The sequence below is a fragment of the Cellulosimicrobium sp. 4261 genome, assembly GCF_040546915.1.
Taxonomy (GTDB): domain Bacteria; phylum Actinomycetota; class Actinomycetes; order Actinomycetales; family Cellulomonadaceae; genus Cellulosimicrobium; species Cellulosimicrobium cinnabarinum.
Map to the genome: position 1 here is coordinate 18,870 of NZ_JBEPOQ010000012.1, position 18,027 is coordinate 36,896.

10 protein-coding genes and 1 pseudogene are annotated in these 18,027 nt (G+C 74.4%); 10 read left to right on the forward strand and 1 reads right to left on the reverse strand.

Features of this window, described 5'->3' with window-relative positions; genetic code table 11:
• Positions 1–104 precede the first annotated feature (104 nt).
• Together ABIE39_RS14450 and ABIE39_RS14455 are read left to right on the forward strand one after the other, a co-directional pair.
• Positions 105–1,436, forward strand: coding sequence for an MFS transporter (locus tag ABIE39_RS14450; RefSeq protein ID WP_209829361.1), 1,332 nt, complete (start codon positions 105–107; stop codon positions 1,434–1,436).
• 328 nt (positions 1,437–1,764) lie between these two features.
• Entirely contained in the window at positions 1,765–3,312 is a 1,548-nt protein-coding gene (locus ABIE39_RS14455) for an MDR family MFS transporter (RefSeq protein ID WP_354052297.1), read from the forward strand.
• A gap of 131 nt (positions 3,313–3,443) precedes the next feature.
• Here ABIE39_RS14455 and ABIE39_RS14460 read toward each other — a convergent pair whose 3' ends face one another.
• Positions 3,444–4,898 (reverse strand): CCA tRNA nucleotidyltransferase, encoded by a 1,455-nt coding sequence (locus tag ABIE39_RS14460; RefSeq protein WP_354052354.1) that lies wholly within the window; start codon positions 4,896–4,898, stop codon positions 3,444–3,446.
• Positions 4,899–5,050: 152 nt separating this feature from the next.
• On the opposite strand from ABIE39_RS14460, the pseudogene ABIE39_RS14465 reads away from it, so the two are divergent.
• The 8 genes and pseudogenes from ABIE39_RS14465 to ABIE39_RS14500 all read left to right on the forward strand — a co-directional run.
• Positions 5,051–5,638, forward strand: a pseudogene (locus tag ABIE39_RS14465) (NUDIX hydrolase); the annotation flags it as partial.
• A 128-nt stretch (positions 5,639–5,766) separates the two neighbouring features.
• Positions 5,767–8,112 carry a DUF6049 family protein gene (locus tag ABIE39_RS14470; protein WP_354052298.1) on the forward strand — a complete coding sequence of 782 codons (2,346 nt, stop codon included), beginning with the start codon at positions 5,767–5,769 and terminating at the stop codon, positions 8,110–8,112.
• Positions 8,109–10,031, forward strand: a complete 1,923-nt coding sequence (murJ, locus tag ABIE39_RS14475; protein WP_354052300.1) for a murein biosynthesis integral membrane protein MurJ — start codon at positions 8,109–8,111, stop codon at positions 10,029–10,031. The genes ABIE39_RS14470 and murJ overlap by 4 nt, the downstream gene beginning before the upstream one ends.
• Before the next feature lie 107 nt (positions 10,032–10,138).
• Complete coding sequence (locus ABIE39_RS14480; RefSeq protein ID WP_354052302.1) at positions 10,139–11,995, forward strand: protein kinase family protein; 1,857 nt, start codon at positions 10,139–10,141, stop codon at positions 11,993–11,995.
• Between the two features lie 339 nt (positions 11,996–12,334).
• The gene (gene trxB / locus ABIE39_RS14485) at positions 12,335–13,363 is read left to right on the forward strand and encodes a thioredoxin-disulfide reductase (RefSeq protein WP_354052304.1); all 1,029 of its coding nucleotides are present in this window, start codon (positions 12,335–12,337) and stop codon (positions 13,361–13,363) included.
• 40 nt (positions 13,364–13,403) lie between these two features.
• Complete coding sequence (trxA, locus tag ABIE39_RS14490) at positions 13,404–13,736, forward strand: thioredoxin (RefSeq protein ID WP_175009432.1); 333 nt, start codon at positions 13,404–13,406, stop codon at positions 13,734–13,736.
• Between the two features lie 227 nt (positions 13,737–13,963).
• Positions 13,964–15,199 (forward strand): aminotransferase-like domain-containing protein, encoded by a 1,236-nt coding sequence (locus tag ABIE39_RS14495; protein WP_175009431.1) that lies wholly within the window; start codon positions 13,964–13,966, stop codon positions 15,197–15,199.
• A gap of 203 nt (positions 15,200–15,402) precedes the next feature.
• A complete protein-coding gene (locus ABIE39_RS14500; RefSeq protein ID WP_255437318.1) occupies positions 15,403–16,323 on the forward strand; it encodes a D-alanine--D-alanine ligase family protein in 921 nt (306 codons plus the stop codon).
• Positions 16,324–18,027: the final 1,704 nt, after the last annotated feature.

Here is an 18,027-nt window from a genome sequence, read left to right on the forward strand (position 1 = left end):
CCCCGCCCGACCTCCCAGCGCGACCCGGGCCCCCGACCCCGCACGACGCGGCACGGGGGACAACCGCATGTCCGACCGCACGACGACGAACGTAGGGTGACCGCGTGGGTGTGATCTCCGAGCTGCGGGCGCTGCTGCGTCTGGACGGCTTCCGCAAGCTGTTCGCCGTGCGGCTCGTGTCGCAGGCCGGGGACGGCATGTTCCAGGTCGGCCTGGCGTCGCTCCTGTTCTTCTCCCCCGAGTCGCAGGGCACGGCGGCGGCCATCGCGGGCGCGTTCGCGGTGATGCTCGCGCCGTTCACGATCGTCGGCCCGTTCGCCGGGGTGTTCCTCGACCGCTGGCAGCGCCGTCAGGTCCTCGCGTGGGGCAACGCGGTGCGCGTCGTCATCACGCTGGGCATGGCGGTGCTCATGCTGTCGGGCGGGGTGAACGGCTGGATCTACGCGCTGGGCCTGGCCGCGCTGTCGGTGAACCGTTTCCTGCTCGCGGGGCTCTCTGCGGGCCTGCCGCGCGTCGTCGACGGGCCGCTGCTCCTCACGGCGAACTCCCTCACTCCGACGCTCGGCGCGGGAGCGGCGTTCGTCGGGGGCGGGATCGGCGTCGTGCTCGGGCTGGCGTTCGAGCCGGGCCGGGTCAAGGACTCGTCGGCGCTCGTGTGCGCGGCGCTCGTGTTCGGCGTCGCGTCCCTCCTCGCGCTGCGCCTCGGGCGCACGCAGCTCGGCCCGGAGCGCCCGGCGGAGTCCGCGATCAGCTCCGAGATCGCGCGGGTCGCGCGCGGTCTGGCCGACGGCGCCCGGTACCTCGTCGCGCGCCGCACGCCCGGGCAGGCGCTGCTCGCGATGGCGACGCACCGCTTCCTCTACGGCGTGGTGTTCATCGCGTCGATCCTCATCGCGCGCAACCTCCTGAGCCCCGGCGACCAGGACGCGGGATTCGTGACGTTCGGGCTCGTCGTGGGGCTCACCGGCGTGGGGGGCGCCGCGGCGGCGGTCATCACCCCGTTCCTGTCGCGCCGCACCGGCCCGCAGGTGTGGATCGCGATCATGCTGCTGCTCGCGGCGGCGAGCCAGCTCCTGCTGGTGACGACGCCGTCGCGCGCGGTCGTGTTCACGGGGGCGACGCTGCTCGGCCTGGCTGCCCAGGGCACGAAGATCGCGGTGGACACCATCGTCCAGCGCGACACGGACGACGAGTTCCGCGGCCGCGCGTTCGCCTTCTACGACGTGCTGTACAACGCGGCGTTCGTGGGCGCGGCGGCCCTCGCCGCCTTCACGCTCCCCGACACGGGCTGGTCGCGCGGTGTCTTCGTCGCGCTGGCGGTGGCGTACTGCGTCGCCGCGCTGGTCCTGTGGACGCGGGGCGCGCGCACGCCGTCCGAGCCGGGCGGCGACGTCGTGCCCGACGCCGGGGCCTCCCCGCGCACGTCCCCCGCCTGACGCGCCCCTCCCCCTCGACCGCCCGCGCGACGCGCGCGGACCTCCTTCTGCCGTCCGCGTACCGATGAGTCCGGGGCGGAAAAGAGGTCGTCACGGTCGGTGGGAATAACGCAGGATGGTGAATGGTCGTACAGGGTACGGATCTTGCGGCGAGCGCCGCGCGGGCCGTCCCAGGTCGCGTCACCCTGCTCGTGGCCCCGCCGACCGAACCGACACCGTCGTCGCGTGCCCCCGCACGCGACCGTCGCGCTGCCCCGCAGCGCACCCTGCCCCCCGACCGGGTCCGACCCTGCGCCCGGGCCGCCACCGACGCGAGCGGAGACACACCGTGACAGCCTCCCCCACCCACGACACCTCGGCCGCCGTCGACCGCCTGCCCCGGGCGGACTTCCTCGTCATCGCGCTGCTGCTCGGCTCGGCGTTCGTCGTGATCCTCAACGAGACCACGATGAGCGTGGCGCTCGCACCGCTCATGGCGGACCTGGGGATCACCGCGAGCACGGGCCAGTGGCTCACGACGGCGTTCATGCTGACCATGGCCGTCGTCATCCCGGCGACCGGGTTCCTGCTCCAGCGGCTCGGGACGCGCGGCGCGTACCTGCTCGCGATGTCGCTGTTCAGCGCGGGCACGCTGCTCGCCGCGCTCTCCCCCGGCTTCGCGTGGCTGCTCGTCGGGCGCGTCGTCCAGGCGTCGGGCACCGCCATCATGATGCCGCTGCTCATGACGACGATCATGACGCTCGTGCCGCCGGCCATCCGCGGCAAGGTCATGGGCAACATCTCGATCGTCATGGCCGCAGCGCCCGCGCTCGGCCCGTCGCTCTCCGGGCTCATCCTCAACTCGCTGAGCTGGCGTTGGGTCTTCGGCATCGTGCTGCCCATCGGTCTCGTCGCCCTCGTCCTGGGCTTCCTGTACATCCGGGACGTCGCGGACCGTACGCACTCGCGCCTCGACCCGTCCTCCCTCGTCCTCGCGGCGTTCGCGTTCGGCGGGCTCGTCTACGGGCTGTCGAGCATCGGCGAGGCCGCGCGTCACACGCCGGTCGTCCCGCCCGCGGTGCCGCTCGCGCTCGGCGTCCTCGCGCTCGCCGCGTTCGCGTGGCGGCAGATCGTCCTCCAGCGCGAGGACCGCGCGCTGCTCGACCTGCGCGTGTTCACGCACCGCGGGTTCAGCGTGCCGCTCGGCATCATGGCCGTCGGCATGGTCGCGATGTTCGGCTCGCTCATCCTCCTGCCGCTGTTCCTCCAGGACGCGATGGGCCTCGAGCCGCTCGCGACCGGGCTCATCGTGCTCCCGGGCGGGCTCCTCATGGGTCTGCTCGGCCCGACCGTCGGCCGGCTCTACGACCGGGTGGGGCCGCGCCCGCTCGTCATCCCGGGCGTGAGCGTCGTCGCGGTCGCCCTCGCGGCCTTCACGACGATCCACGCGGACTCGTCGCCGTGGTTCGTCCTGGCCCTGCACGTCACGCTGAGCCTCGGTCTCGCGTTCATGTTCACGCCGCTGTTCACGTCCGCGCTCTCGTCGCTCGAGCCGCACCAGTACTCGCACGGCTCGGCGTCGATCGGCACGGTGCAGCAGCTCGCGGGCGCCGCCGGGACCGCGATGTTCGTCGCGGTCATGACGTCACGCTCGATCGCCTACGGCGAGGCGGGGGCGTCGCCCCAGGTCGCGCTGGCCGAGGGCGTCGGCGACGCGTTCGTCTGGGGCACGGCGGTCATGCTCGTCGCCGTCGGCCTGTCGTTCCTCCTGCGCCGCAGCGCGCCGCCGGCGCACGGCCACGGCCCGGATCAGCCTGGGACGCAGGACGCCCCGGTCGAGGGCGCCCGCACCGAGGACGTGAAGGTCGAGGCCGCCCTGGCCACCGACGACGTCTGAGGCGTCCGGCACGACGTCGCGCGCTTGAGCACGAAGGGGTGCCGCTCTCAGCCCGAGAGCGGCACCCCTGCGCTGTTTCCGCTCCTTCTCGCCCCCGAGCGCTCGCCCGCGCGCACGCGGGCGGGCCACGCTCAGGACGCCGACGACTCCGGCTGCTCGGCCCACCACCGCAGGAGGTCGGCGCGCGCCGTCTCCTCGTCGACCGGCCCGCGGTCGAGGCGCAGCTCCAGGAGGTGCTTGTACGCCTTGCCCACCACGGGCCCGGGGCGGATCCCGAGGATCTCCATGATCTGCTGCCCGTCGAGGTCGGGCCGGACGGCGTCGAGCTGCTCCTTCGCCTGGAGCTCGGCGATGCGCCGCTCCAGGTCGTCGTACGACTCGCGGAGCCGCTGCGCCTTGCGCCGGTTGCGGGTCGTGCAGTCGGCGCGCGTGAGGCGGTGCAGGCGCTCGAGCAGCGGGCCGGCGTCGGTCACGTAGCGGCGCACCGCCGAGTCGGTCCACGCGCCGTCGCCGTAGCCGTGGAAACGCAGGTGCAGCTCGACGAGGCGCGCGACGTCCTTGACCACCTGCTTGTCGTACCGCAGGGCCTTGAGGCGCTTGGCGACCATCTTGGCCCCCACGACCTCGTGGTGGTGGAAGCTCACGCCGCCCCCGGCCTCGAACCGACGCGTGGGCGGCTTGCCGACGTCGTGCAGGAGCGCCGCGAGGCGGAGCACGAGGTCGGGCGCGGGGACGGCGCCGTCGGGCCCGGTCTCCTGCGCGATCGCCTGGTCGAGGACGGTGAGCGAGTGCTCGTACACGTCCTTGTGCCGGTGGTGCTCGTCGATCTCGAGCTTGAGCGCGGGCAGCTCGGGCAGCACGTGGTCGGCGAGGCCCGTGTCGACGAGCACCTCCAGCCCACGCCGCGGCGCAGCGCCGCACAGCAGCTTCGACAGCTCGTCGCGCACGCGCTCCGCGGAGACGATCTCGATGCGCTCGGTCATGAGGACGAGCGCGGCGAGCGTGCCGCCGTCGACGTCGAACTCGAGCTGCGCGGCGAAGCGCGCCGCGCGCATCATGCGGAGCGGGTCGTCGTCGAACGACCGCTCGGGGGCGATCGGGGTGCGCAGGACGCGGCGGGCGAGGTCGCCCAGGCCGTCGAACGGGTCCACGAACGTCATGTCGGGCACCCGCACGGCCATCGCGTTGACGGTGAAGTCGCGGCGCGACAGGTCACCCTCGAGCGTGTCGCCGAACGCGACGACGGGCTTGCGCGACGTCGGGTCGTACTCGTCCGTCCGGTACGTCGTCACCTCGACGACGAGGTCGTCCCCCGGCCCGCCGCGCCCGAAGCGCTTCGCGCCGATCGTGCCGAACTCCTTGCCGATGTCCCAGTGCGCGTCGCCCCAGCGCGCCAGGATCGCCTCGGTCTCGTCGGGCGACGCGGAGGTGGCGAAGTCGAGGTCGTTGCTCGCCCGCCCGAGGAACGCGTCGCGGACCGGTCCCCCGACGAGAGCGAGCTCGTGGCCCGCGGCACGGAACGCCTCGCCCAGCTCGATCGCCGCAGGCGCCATCTCGGTGAGCACCGCGAGGGCCCGGCGCTGCAGCTCGAGCGCGTGCGGCGTCGCGGGCGGTGTCGGCTGGGGCGACGGCGAGGAGGACGAAGGCTGGGGCACGACACCCAAGCCTGCCAGATGCCGCGCCCGCGCCGGGGAGCCGGTCCCGGGGAGGTGGGTGCCCACTCGGTAAAGTTGAATCCATGTCCACCCCCGCGCACGCCGACGACCCCCGGAGGGATCCGGCGGGCGGGCGTGGCGACGGCCGTGGGCAGCCCGCCCCCGTCCCGGCCCCGCCGGGCGGTCACGCCCTCCGCATCGACCCGCGCTCACGACCGGGCCCCGCGCCCGCGCCGCTCCCGGTCGTGGACGAGGTGTCGGCGGGCGGTCTCGTCATCACGCTCGCCGGCGGCGAGCCGTGCGCGGCGATCATCGCGCGGCGCAACCGCGGCGGCCGCCTGGAGTGGTGCCTGCCGAAGGGCCACCTCGAGGGCGACGAGACGCCGGAGCAGGCGGCCGTCCGCGAGATCGCGGAGGAGACGGGCATCCGCGGCGCGGTGCAGGAACCCCTCGGCGTCATCGACTACTGGTTCACGGGCGACGACCGGCGCGTCCACAAGGTCGTCCACCACTTCCTGCTCCGCGCGACGGGCGGGTACCTCACGGTCGAGGGCGACCCGGACGGCGAGGCGGAGGACGTCGCCTGGATCCCGGTCGCGGACCTCCCGGCGCGCCTCGCGTACCCGAACGAGCGGCGCATCGCCGTCGTCGCGCAGGGCGTTCTCGAGGGTCGGCGCACGCGGTTCCACGGGGTGGTCGAGAGTAGGGTGACCCGGACGATCGTCCGCCCGCACGGCCACCCGCACGACGGCCGCGGCGGCCCGGCACCGCCCGCCCCACGGAGCTCGACCGACCACTCATGACGCCCTCCTCCCGCAGCGGTGCGCGCCCTCCCGGCGCCGCGCCGGTCTCGCTCCGCGGTCCGTCCGCACGGCTGCTCGTCGCCCTGCTCCTGACGCTGGTCGTCGCGGCCGGCCTCCTGCTCGGCGGCACGACGGCGGCCCCGCCCGCCGCGGCGGACACGGTCCCCGAGGGCGAGGACGCGGTGACGCTCGAGCTCACGTCGTTCGCACCGACCGTCCTCGCGCCGGACGGCACCCTCACCGTCACGGCGCGGGTGACGAACGGGACGGAGCAGACGCTCGGCTCCCCCGCGGTGACCCTCGGCGTCGACCGCCGCGCGCTGCGCACGCGGTCCGCGCTCGAGAGCTGGACGACGACCGGTCTCGACGGGCGTGTCGGCGCCACCGTCGCCTCCGAGGACGTCGGGCGACCGCTCGCGCCGGGCCAGAGCGCCGACGTGACGCTCTCGGCGACGGCCGCCGAGCTCGGCCTCGGCGCGGGCAACGACTGGGGCCCGCGCGGCGTGGCGGTCGCCGTGTCCGACGGCGGCGCGCGCCTGGCCGCGCAGCGCACTTTCGTCCTCCGCGCACCCGCGAGCGAGGTGTCGCCCGTCCGGCTGAGCGTGGTCGCGGCGCTGACGGGACCCCCGGTGGACCCGGACCCGGTCGCGTACGACGACGCGCTCTCGGCGGCGGTGGCGAGCGACGGGCGGCTCGGCCGCCTGCTCGCCGCGACGGGCGAACGGCCCGAGGTGGGCTGGGTCGCGGACCCGGCGCTGCTCGCGGCGGCCGCCGTGGCGGCGGACCCGGCCGTGAACGCCTGGGGGGACGCGGTGAGCGGGGCGACCGCCGGACGCTCCACGTTCGCGCTGCGCGCCTACGACCCGGACGTCGCGGCCTTCGCGCACGCGGGCCTCGCGCTGCCCGAAGGGACGCCGCTGCCGTCGTCGGGCTCCTCGTCCGACCCGGCGTCGGGCACCACGACGGACGGCACCACCGGCGCCGCGGACGCCGGCACCGGCACGGCGGCCTCGACCCCCTCGGACCCGACGAGCGGGTGGCGCACCGACCTCGCCTGGCCGGCCGACGCCGTGCCCGACCTCGCGACCACGACGCTCGCCGCCGCGTCGGGGGCGACCGCGACGGTCGTCGGCCCGGGCGGCCTCGCGCCGGACGACTCGCTCACCTACACGCCGTCGGGCGTCGCCACGGTCACGACGGCCGCGGGGCCGGTCACGGCGGTCGTCGCCGACCCGGTGCTCACGGCGCTGCTCTCCGCCGGCGACGGCTCCGGCGTGTCCGCCACGCAGCGCCTGCTCGCCGAGACGGCCGTGATCGCCCGTGAACGCCCTGCCGACCAGCGGCACGTCCTCGCGGCGCTGCCGCGGTCGTGGGAGCCCGAGCCCGGCCTGTTCACGGCGCGGCTCGACGCGTTGCGCGACTCCGGCTGGGTCGACCTCGCGCCCGTGGACCAGCTCCTCGGGGTCGAGCCGCCCGCCGTCGACCGCGCGGCGCTGCCGGAGGACGCCCCGGGCGAGGGCGAGATCGGTGCCGCCGAGCTCCGGTCCCTCGACCGGTCGCGCGCGGAGCTCGCGACGTTCGCGACGGTCGCGGCCGACCCGACGGCGCTCACGCGCCCGCTCGAGCCGGCGTTCGTCACGCCGACGGCCGTCGCCTACCGCGCGGCGCCGCCGTCGCGCACGCTCGCCGTCCAGCAGGCCGAGCAGCGGTCCGCCGCGGTGCGGGGCGGGCTCTCGGTGGAGACGCGCTCGTCGTTCTTCTTCGTCGCCGAGCAGGAGGACCTGCCGGTCCGGGTGCGCAGCACCCTCACGCAGGACGCGACGGTCCAGGTCGTGCTCCGGCCCGACGACCCCCGGTTGCGGGCCCCGGAGCGCACGACGGTGACGATCCCGGCGGCGACGCGCGACGCGGACGGCGACCTCGTCCCGACCGAGGCGAGCGTCGGGGTGCCGGTCGAGGGCTTCGGGAGCGGCAACGTCACCGTCGAGGTCGAGCTCGTCAGCGCCGCGCAGCCCCAGGTGCGGGTCGCGGAGCCGCAGCAGTTCGTCGTCCGGGTCCGGGCCGACTGGGAGTCGGTCGGCACGGTGGTGGTCGCCGTCCTGCTCGTCATCGCCCTGTTCGCCGGCATCTGGCGCACCGTGCGTCGTGGCCGCTCGCCCCGTCGCCTGGCGGGGGCCACGCTCGACCAGCCGTCGCCGCGGGAGCCGTCCGCCGGAGACGCCGGCGCGCCCGGGCCGAGCGCTCGCGCGTCCGTCGCGGCGGGAGAGGGCGGCGCGCCCGACCGCCAGGTCGACGTCGCGCCCGGCGGGCCGCGCCACCCGGACGCGGAGCGCCCCGAGTGAGCCCGGACCAGCCGCGGCACGTCCGCCCCGCAGGTGCCGGGCGGGGTCCGCGCCCCGGGACGACGCGCGACGCCGTCCCCCGGATCGCAGGCACGCTCCCCGGCGACCCGGCGGCGCCGGGCACCCCCGACGAGACCGCGGAGGCCGGCGCGACGGAGGCTCCTGCACCGCGCACGGGCGGGCTCGGCCGGTCGTCGGCGCTCATGGCGTCGGGCACGTTCGTCTCGCGCGGCCTGGGCCTGGTGCGCAACGTCCTGCTGGTCGCCGCGATCGGCACGACGGGCCTCGTCGCGGACGCGTTCGACGTCGCGAACAAGATCCCCAACGTCCTCTTCGCGATCCTCGCGGGCGGCGTCCTCAACGCCGTCCTCGTCCCGCAGATCGTGCGGGCCTACCGCGCCCGCAACACGCAGGAGCGGCTCGACAAGCTGCTCACGCTCTCGGGCGTGATCCTCCTGGCGCTGTCCGCGCTGCTCACGGCCGGTTCGAGCATCCTCGTCGCGCTGTACACCGGCCCGGGCTGGACGGCACCGCAGACGTCGCTCGCCGTCGCGTTCGCCTTCTGGTGCACGCCCCAGCTCTTCTTCTACGGCCTCTACACCCTGCTCGGTCAGGTCCTCAACGCACGCGGCCAGTTCGGCCCGTTCATGTGGGCGCCCGTGCTGAACAACGTCGTGTCGATCGCCGGGTTCGCCGCGTTCATCGCGCTGTACGGCCCGGCGGCGACCGGGAACGTCGACGACCTCACGCAGTGGGACGGGACCAAGATCGCGCTGCTCGCGGGCACCGCGACGCTCGGCGTCGCCGCCCAGGCGCTCATCCTCGTCGTCCCGCTGTGGCGCGCGGGCTTCCGCTGGCACCTGCGGTTCGGCCTCCACGGCATCGGCCTGCGGTCCGCGGGCCAGGTGGCCCTGTGGACGTTCGCCGCGGTCATCCTCGAGCAGGTCGGCGTCCTGTTCACGACGCGCTTCGCGAGCGAGGCGCCCCGTGCGGCGCTCGCCCAGACGTTCGGGGCCTACCGCGACGACCCCGGGACCCTGGGCGCCGTCACCGGGCTCGTGACGGGCGCCCCCGACGCCTTCTCGGGCGCGCTCGCCGTCGCGGGCAACGCGGCCTACACGCAGGCCCTGATGATCTACCTCCTCCCGCACTCGCTCGTGACCGTCTCCATCGCGACGGCGCTCTTCACGGGCATGAGCGCGGCCGCCCACGCGGGCGACCTCGCGCGCGTGCGGCACGACCTCTCGCGCGGCGTGCGCACCGTCGGCGTGTTCACGGTGTTCGCGACGGCGGTCCTCGTCGTCCTCGCCCTGCCGGTCACCAAGCTGCTCGTGCCCTCGGTCGACGCCGCCTCGGGCGAGGCCGTGTCCATGGTGCTGCGCGCGATGGCGCTCGGGCTCGTGCCGCTCGGCGGCATGGTCCTCATGAAGTGGGTCTACTACGCGTTCGAGGACGGGCGCACGGTCTTCTGGATCCAGGTGCCGGGCACGCTCGTGCTCGTCGGCGTGTCGTGGCTCGGCACGCAGCTCCTCCCTCCGCAGCTGTGGGTCGTGGGCATCGGCCTGGCGATGAGCCTGTCCAACCTCGTGGCGGTCGGGCTCCGCACGGTCGGCCTGCGGCGCACCCTCCGCGGGCTCGACGGCGCACGGATCCTGCGCCTGCACGTCAAGGCCGGCCTCGCGGCACTCGTCAGCGCCGTCGCCGGGTGGGGCGTGCTGCGGGCTTTCGTGGTGCTGTCGGGCGATCCGGCCGACGGGATCTACGGGCTCTCGTGGTGGCAGTCCGTCGTCGTCGTGGCGGTCGCCGGCACCGTGATGGGCCTCGTCTACGCGGGCGGCCTCAAGCTCATGCGCGTCCGGGAGCTCGACCAGCTCGCGGGACCGATCGTGGGGCGCGTCAGACGCCTCGTCCGACGGTGACACGACACGTCTGACGTGCGCGGATCCGGTGATACGGGGGCAATCCGGGCCCGCGTACCATGGGGTCTCGACCACGAGTCCCACACGGAGGAGGTCCGGTGAACGGCGTGGCCCCAGGAACGCTGCTCGTCGCGCGCTACCGGCTCGACGAACAGCTCGCGTCCGACCTGTCGGACGTCACGGCATGGTCGGCGCACGACCAGATCCTCGACCGGCCCGTGCGGCTCTCGGTCGTCACCGGCGCGCACGTCGCCGAGGCGCTCGACTCCGCACGGCGCGCCGCGCTCGTCGTCGACCCCCGCCTCACGCGCGTCCTCGACGTCGGGTCCGAGGACGGCGTCGCGTACGTCGTGACCGAGCGCTACACGGGCATCACGTTGAGCGAGGTCGTCGCCGGCGGGATCGTCGACCCGCAGCAGGCGCGCGCGATCGTCGGCGAGGCCGCCGCCGCCCTCGAGGTCGCGCGCCGCCGCGGTGTCCACCACCTCGCGCTGCGCCCCGACGCGGTCCGCGTCGACGGCAGCCGCGTGCTCGTCACCGGCCTCGGTCTCGACGCCGGCGTCGCCGGCCACGAGCAGCACGACGCCGAGCAGACCTCCCGCGCGGACGCCGTCGGGCTCGTCGCGCTCCTCTACTACGCGATGACCGCCCGGTGGGCCGGGCCGTCCCTCGACGTCCCCTGGATCGCCGCGGACGCCATCCACCCGCTCCCCGCGCAGCGCGCGGGCGAGGGCGTGCTCGCCCTCTCCGCCGTCCGCCCCGACGTCCCGGCCGAGCTCGACGACCTCTGCACCGAGACCTTCGCCGGCACCCACGGCACCGCCGAGGAGTGGACCGCGACGCCCCTGGGCGACGGGCCGCGCTCGCCCGCCGACGTCGTCGGTGCGGTCGAGCCCTGGGGTGAGGTCTCCGTCGTCGCGGCGCTGCCCGCGTTCGTGCAGCCCGCCGCCGGTGTGAGCCGTCAGTCGGTGCGCTCGGCGTTCGACGGCGCGGCCAGCGCGCCGCCCGGGACGCCGCCGCCCGCCCCGCCGGTCCGCCGTCCGACGACCGGACGCATCCACCGCGTCGGCGCGGTGCCCGGGTCCGCAGGCCCGGGGGTGGCCTACGCCGCCGGGGCCGCGACCGGGGCCACCGCCGCCGTCCCGCCGCCCGCACCCGCCCCGACCGCCGCGGCGTACTCCGTCCCACCGCCGCCCGTCGGCTACGACGCGGGAACCGCTCCCCTGGCATACGACCCGGCGTCCCCGCCGCCCCCGCCCGCCGGTCCCGACGCCGCGGCGGCGTGGAGCGAGCCCGTCCCGTCGCGGCGCGGGCCGCGCCGGTTCAACGCGACCCCGATCGTCCTCGTGCTCGTCCTGGCCCTCGTGGTCGGCGGTGTCGTGTGGGCCGTCAACACGGCGTTCGACGGCTTCGGGCCCGCCGTGCAGACGAACGAGCCCACCGCGGGCGGGTCGGAGGCACCGGCCGAGGGCGGTGAGGGCACCGGCTCCGGCGGGGAGGAGGCCCCGGCCGCGCCCGAGGTCCGCCCGATGATCGCGTCCGGCACGGCCCTCGACCCCGAGGGGGACGCCGCCGGCAACAACGACGGCGAGCACCCCGAGCTCGCGTCGCTGGCCTACGACCAGCAGCCGGACACGACGTGGATCTCCCGCCGCTACAACGCGGCGGACTTCGCCGGGCTGCGCTCGGGGATCGGCTTCGCCGTCACCCTCGAGCAGAAGGCGCCCGTCTCGTCGATCGTCATCGACACCGCGACGAACGGCGGCAACGTCGAGATCCGCGCGACGAGCCCGGACACCCCGACCGAGGGCACCGTGCTCGCGTCCGGGCCGCTGTCGCCCGGCGCGACGTTCACGTTCGAGCAGCCGGTCGAGGCCGAGTCCATCGTCCTGTGGTTCACCGAGCTGCCGCAGAACCCGGCCGGCGAGTACCGCGCGGAGATCAACGAGATCCTCGTCTCCTGACGTCGCGGGGGCCGACGCCGCCAGGTCCCCACGGTCCGCGGCCTCGCCCGCCGTCGTGCCCGTGCCCGCGGTGCGGTGCTCGTCGTCGACACGCCCGGCGTGGCCGGTCGCTCGGGCGCCGGACGGGACGCCGAGCGTCCGCGCCGGGTCGCGGCGGACGGGGCGTCGAGGCGCCGGGGACCACCACGCTGCGGGACGGGCGCCGGTGGGATCGCGCTCACGGTGAGCCGAGCGCCCGTCGACCGGCGAACCCCCGTACCGTGGAACAGAAGCCGCCCCGGCGGCGTTCACACTCTCGCGTGGTCGGCCGCCACGCATCGAGCATCCGAGGAGCAGCACGTGACCGAGCAGTCAGCCGTCCAGAACCTGATCATCGTCGGGTCCGGTCCCGCCGGGTACACCGCGGCGATCTACGCGGCGCGCGCGGGCCTCGCCCCGCTGGTGCTCGCGGGGTCGGTCACCGCCGGTGGTGCGCTGATGAACACCACCGAGGTCGAGAACTTCCCCGGTTTCCCCGACGGGATCATGGGCCCGGAGCTCATGGACCACATGCAGAAGCAGGCCGAGCGCTTCGGCGCGCGCATCGAGTGGGACGACGCCACGCTGCTCGACCTCGAGGGTCCGGTCAAGACCGTCGTGACGGGCAACGGCGACACCTACCGCGCCCGCGCCGTCATCCTCGCGACCGGGTCCGCGTACCGCGAGCTCGGCCTGGACGACGAGAAGCGCCTGTCCGGCCGCGGCGTGTCCTGGTGCGCGACGTGCGACGGCTTCTTCTTCCGCGACCAGCACATCGCGGTCGTCGGCGGCGGCGACTCGGCGATGGAGGAGGCCACGTTCCTCACCCGTTTCGCCGAGAAGGTGACGCTGGTGCACCGTCGCGACGAGCTGCGCGCGTCGAAGATCATGGCCGACCGCGCGCTCAACGACCCGAAGATCGAGTTCGCCTGGAACAGCGAGGTCGCCGGGATCGAGGGCGACAAGAAGGTCGAGGCGGTCACGCTGCGCGACACCGTCACGGGTGAGGAGCGCGAGCTCCCCGCCACGGGCCTGTTCGTCGCGATCGGTCACGAGCCCCGCACCGAGCTCGTCAAGGGGCAGATCGACCTGGACGACGAGGGCTACATCCAGGTCGTCGGGCGCACCACCGCGACCAACCTCGAGGGTGTGTTCGCGTGCGGCGACGCCGTCGACCACACCTACCGCCAGGCGATCACCGCGGCGGGATCGGGGTGCTCTGCCGCCCTCGACGCGCAGCGCTACCTCACGGAGCTCGCGGACGCGGCGGGCCTCGCAGACCTGGCCGGCACCCCGCAGACGCCGAACCCCGACGAGCTGCCCGAGGCGCTCGCCGAGCTCCAGGCCTGACCCCGCACCGCAGCCACCCACGCCCCCCAGGAGGTACACCATGTCGACCGTCCCCGTCACCGACTCCACCTTCCGCGCGGAGGTCCTCGAGTCCGACGTCCCCGTCCTCGTCGACTTCTGGGCGACCTGGTGCGGCCCCTGCCGCCAGGTCGCGCCGATCCTCGAAGAGCTCGCCGAGGAGTACGACGGCAAGATCAAGATCGCCAAGCTCGACACCGACGCGAACCCCGAGACGACCGCCGCCTACGGCATCGTGTCGATCCCGACGCTCAACGTCTACGTCGGGGGCGAGCTGCAGAAGTCGATCATCGGGGCGCGCCCCAAGCGCGCGCTCACGGAGGAGATCGACGCCGTCCTCGCCACGGCCGTCTGAGCCGTCGCCTCCGCGACCGCACGGACTGCGAGCGACCTCGCACCACGCACGCCGGAGGGCGGGCCACCCGCACGGTGGTCCGCCCTCCGGCGTCTTCACGCGATCCCCCGATCCTCCGTGCCACACTGGGGATCGTGACTGGACCGACGACTCCCTCGCAGCAGCCCGCTCCCAGCGGCACCCGCCTCGACCCGTGGTTCGGTGCCTACGCAGAGCGAGCGCACGGGATGCGAGCGTCGGAGATCCGCGCGCTGTTCTCGGTCGCGAACCGGCCGGAGGTCGTGTCGCTCGCCGGCGGCATGCCCTACCTCGAAGGCCTCCCCCTCGACCAGATCGCCGACACCATGCAGCGCCTCGTCGCGACGCGTGGCGCCACGGCGCTCCAGTACGGCTCCGGGCAGGGCGACGAGACCCTGCGGGAGCGCATCCTCGACGTCGTGCGACTCGAGGGCATCGAGTGCCACCCCGACGACGTCGTCGTGACGACTGGCTCGCAGCAGGCGCTCGACCTCGTCACGCGGATCTTCGTCGACCCGGGCGACGTGGTCGTCGCCGAGGCGCCGAGCTACGTCGGGGCGCTGGGCGTGTTCCGCTCCTACCAGGCCGACGTCGTGCACGTCCCCCTCGACGAGCACGGGCTCGTCCCGGAGGCGCTGGAAGAGACCCTCGCGCGCCTCGCCGCCGACGGGCGCCGCGTCAAGCTGCTCTACACCGTGCCCAACTTCCACAACCCCGCCGGCGTGACCCTCACCGCCGAGCGCCGCCCGCGCATCCTCGAGATCGCGCAGCGGTACGGCGTCCTCGTCATCGAGGACAACCCGTACGGGCTCCTCGGCTTCGACGGCCAGACGCTCCCCGCGCTGCGGTCGCTCGACGAGGACGGCGTCCTCTACCTCGGGTCGTTCTCGAAGACCTTCGCCCCGGGCTACCGCGTCGGCTGGGTCGTCGCGCCGCACGCCGTCCGCGAGAAGCTCGTGCTCGCGAGCGAGTCCGCCATCCTGTGCCCGTCCAACGCGTCGCAGCTCGCCATCGCCGCCTACCTCGACACGTGCGACTGGAAGGGCCAGATCAAGCAGTTCCGCGAGCTCTACCGGGAGCGACGCGACGCCATGATCGGTGCCCTCGCCGAGCACCTCCCCTCGGCGAGCTGGACCGTGCCGGACGGCGGCTTCTACACGTGGGTCCAGCTCCCCGACGGCCTCGACGCGCGTTCCATGCTCCCCCGCGCGGTCACCGCGCGCGTCGCCTACGTCCCCGGCACCGCGTTCTACGCCGACGGCACGGGCGCGAGCCACGTGCGCCTCTCCTACTGCTTCCCGACCCCGGAGCGGATCCGCGAGGGCGTCCGCCGTCTCGCGGGCGTCGTGAACGCCGAGCAGGAGCTCGTCGAGATCTTCGGCACCAACGCCGAGCTCGACCCCGACGTCACGGACGTCGAGAACCCCTCGCCGAACCTGGCCTGAAGCACTCACCACCCACGCCGCTGCGCCCCGGACGGGCGGCAGCGGCACCGAACAGGAGTCCGTCACCAGTGGACACGACCACGGGCAGCCCGACGACGACCGGCGCAGCCGACAGCACGACCTCGACGGACGCGCAGCGCCCTGACCAGCACCTTCACCTCCTCCGGCCCGACGACGACGTCCCCCCCGGCGGGCACGTCGCCATCCTCGCGGGCGGCCTCTCGCACGAGCGCGACGTCTCGCTCCGCTCCGGCCGCCGGGTCGCGGAGAGCCTCCGCGCCGCTGGTCTCGAGGTGACCGTGCACGACGTCGACGCCGACCTCTTGCCCTTCCTCGACTCCGCGCACCCCGACGTCGTCTGGCCGCTGCTCCACGGCGCGAGCGGGGAGGACGGCTCCATCCGCGACGTCCTCGAGCTCGTCGGGGTGCCCTACGTCGGGACAGGCCCGCGGGAGAGCCGCGCCGCCTGGAGCAAGCCCGTCGCGAAGAACGTCGTCCTCGGCGCCGGCCTGTGCACTCCCGAGTACGTCACCCTCCCCCAGAGCCTGTTCCGCGAGCTCGGTGCCCAGCCCGTGCTCGACGCGGTCGTCGCGCGACTCGGGCTCCCGCTCGTCGTGAAGCCGACGCACGGCGGGTCGGCGCTCGGCGTGACGCTCGTCGAGCGCGCCGACCAGCTTCCTCGCGCCATGGTGGACTGCTTCGCGTACGGGGAGGTCGCGCTCATCGAGCAGGCCGTCCGGGGCGTCGAGCTGGCCGTGAGCGTCGTCGACCTGGGCCGCGGGCCGCAGGCGCTGCCGCCGGTCGAGATCGTCACGACCGGACCGTACGACTTCGACGCGCGCTACAACCCCGGCCGCACGGAGTACTTCGCGCCGGCCCGGCTCGACGACGACATCCTCGGCGTCGTCGGCCAGGTCGCCGTCCGGGCACACACCGCGCTCGGTCTCCGCGACCTGTCGCGCACCGACGTCATCCTCGACGCCGACGGGGTCGTGCAGTTCCTCGAGGTCAACGTCGCGCCGGGGATGACCGAGACCTCTCTCCTCCCCCAGGCAGCCCGTGCGGCCGGCCTCGACCTCGGACACCTCTACCGGTCCCTCGTCAACGCCCACGTACGCCACTAGTTCGTCGCGTGCGCGACGTGGCGACGCCCCTGTTTCACGTGAAACAGGGGCGTTTCCCGTCTCTGCCCCGTCGACGGAGAGAGCTGGCTCAAGCCGGGCACCGGTGATGGTGGGGCCTCCACGCTGCCGCTCGAGCACCACCGGTCGCCTCGCTGGTGCACCGACATGAGCGCACGCCTTGTCCTGCTCGCAGACTCTTCGTCTGCCTCGTGGCACGGGCTCACTCTCACGGCTGCTGCTGCGTCGCCGGTGAGGAAACCCCGACCGCTCCGACGAGCAAGGCGAGCGCTCCGCGCGCGCCCGATCCTGGTGCTGCCGTGCTGCCGTGCTGCCGTGCTGCCGTGCTGCCGTGCTGCCGTGCTGCCGTGCTGCCGTGCTGGGACAGTATGTGGTCTGGGGGACCGTCGCCTCCCGCCTCCCGCCTCCCGCCCTTCGCCCCGCGCCTCCGGCCCCTCGCCCCTCGCCCCTCGCGACGGGACTGCGTCCGCGGCGGCGACCTCGAACCGGGTGGCGAGACACCGGACCGGTCACCTGCTCCGGTCACTAGCCACACACCACGCGCCGCGCCGCCGTCGGGCGCCAGCCCGTACGCGCCGTGGTGGTCTCCCGCTCTGCATAACCTGCCGCCACCGCTCGTGGTACCGCCTCGCGGTTGTCCGGCTCGTCGTCCTCCGTCGTCTCCTCAGCACCACCTGATGCAAATCGATGCCGCATCTCTATCGAGTCCTGCGCACACCCGTCGCCAACCGGCCGGGATCCCCGCCGGGCCGTCTCGCGAAGGACCCCCGCCGCCCTCACGGTCGACGGATTCGACCGGAAGCCCCGTACGGTCCTCCAGGATGGCGTCGAGCACGACCGGCGCGGCTGGCGGCGTCGCGGCCGCGCAACTCCGCCGTGTGGTTCGACATCTCACTGACCCGACGGGTGTCGGGCTCCTCATGCCTGACGGTCCCGCGCGTGCCGCGCTCCGTCAGACCCGAGACCGTCCGTGCGCTCGCCGCGCTCGCCGCGCCCGGCCTCCGGCACCGTGACTTCCTTGACACTGTCGCGAGCACGGACGCACAGTTCCGACAGCCGTGTCGGTTGTGCCTCCGGCCCCCGTCCAGCCCCGCCGGGTCCTCGACCGCATCGCCCTCGCCGTTTCACGTGAAACACTGTCGCGTCGCGGTGATCGCCACGGGACTGGGCGTGGTTGCAACTGTCCACGACGTCGGGGCCCGGGAGACCGGACCCACCGTGTCGATTGCGCCGGCAAGCTGCACAGGTCGGCTCTCCGATGTGAGGTGTGAGGCGAGCGCATGCGCACTGAACAACGGCGCCAGTCGCCGACGTCGCGTCGTGACGCTCTGAGACCCCTCCACCTTCGCGGGGTGCGGCGGCTGGTGGGAAGACGGTTGTGGTGGGAGGCGATCACTCACCACCGCCCCACCCCGGGAGACCCCTCAGTTCGTGTTGCTGACCGCCGCCGTTCGGACCGGGCTCGGTCTAGCGGGACTCCTCCCCTCCCCCGCCGTGGGCGCGTGGATCGTCGCCAGCAGGACGACCCTGAAGTTCCGGGTGCTGCCCCGCGCACGCCGAGACCCCGTTCATCGGCACTATGCCAGTCCGATGTTCCACGTGAAACGATCGACTGCATCGCCAAAGAGCAGAGCACGACAGCCCCTCTCTCTTGCCGAGAGCACGCCCACCTCGAAGCCGTTGCGG

Coding starts and splice junctions, on each gene's coding strand:
- ABIE39_RS14470 (WP_354052298.1), top strand. CDS start 5,767: ATGACGCCCTCCTCCCGCAGCGGTGCGCGCCCTCCCGGCGCCGCGCCG.
- trxA (WP_175009432.1), top strand. CDS start 13,404: ATGTCGACCGTCCCCGTCACCGACTCCACCTTCCGCGCGGAGGTCCTC.
- ABIE39_RS14495 (WP_175009431.1), top strand. CDS start 13,964: ATGCGAGCGTCGGAGATCCGCGCGCTGTTCTCGGTCGCGAACCGGCCG.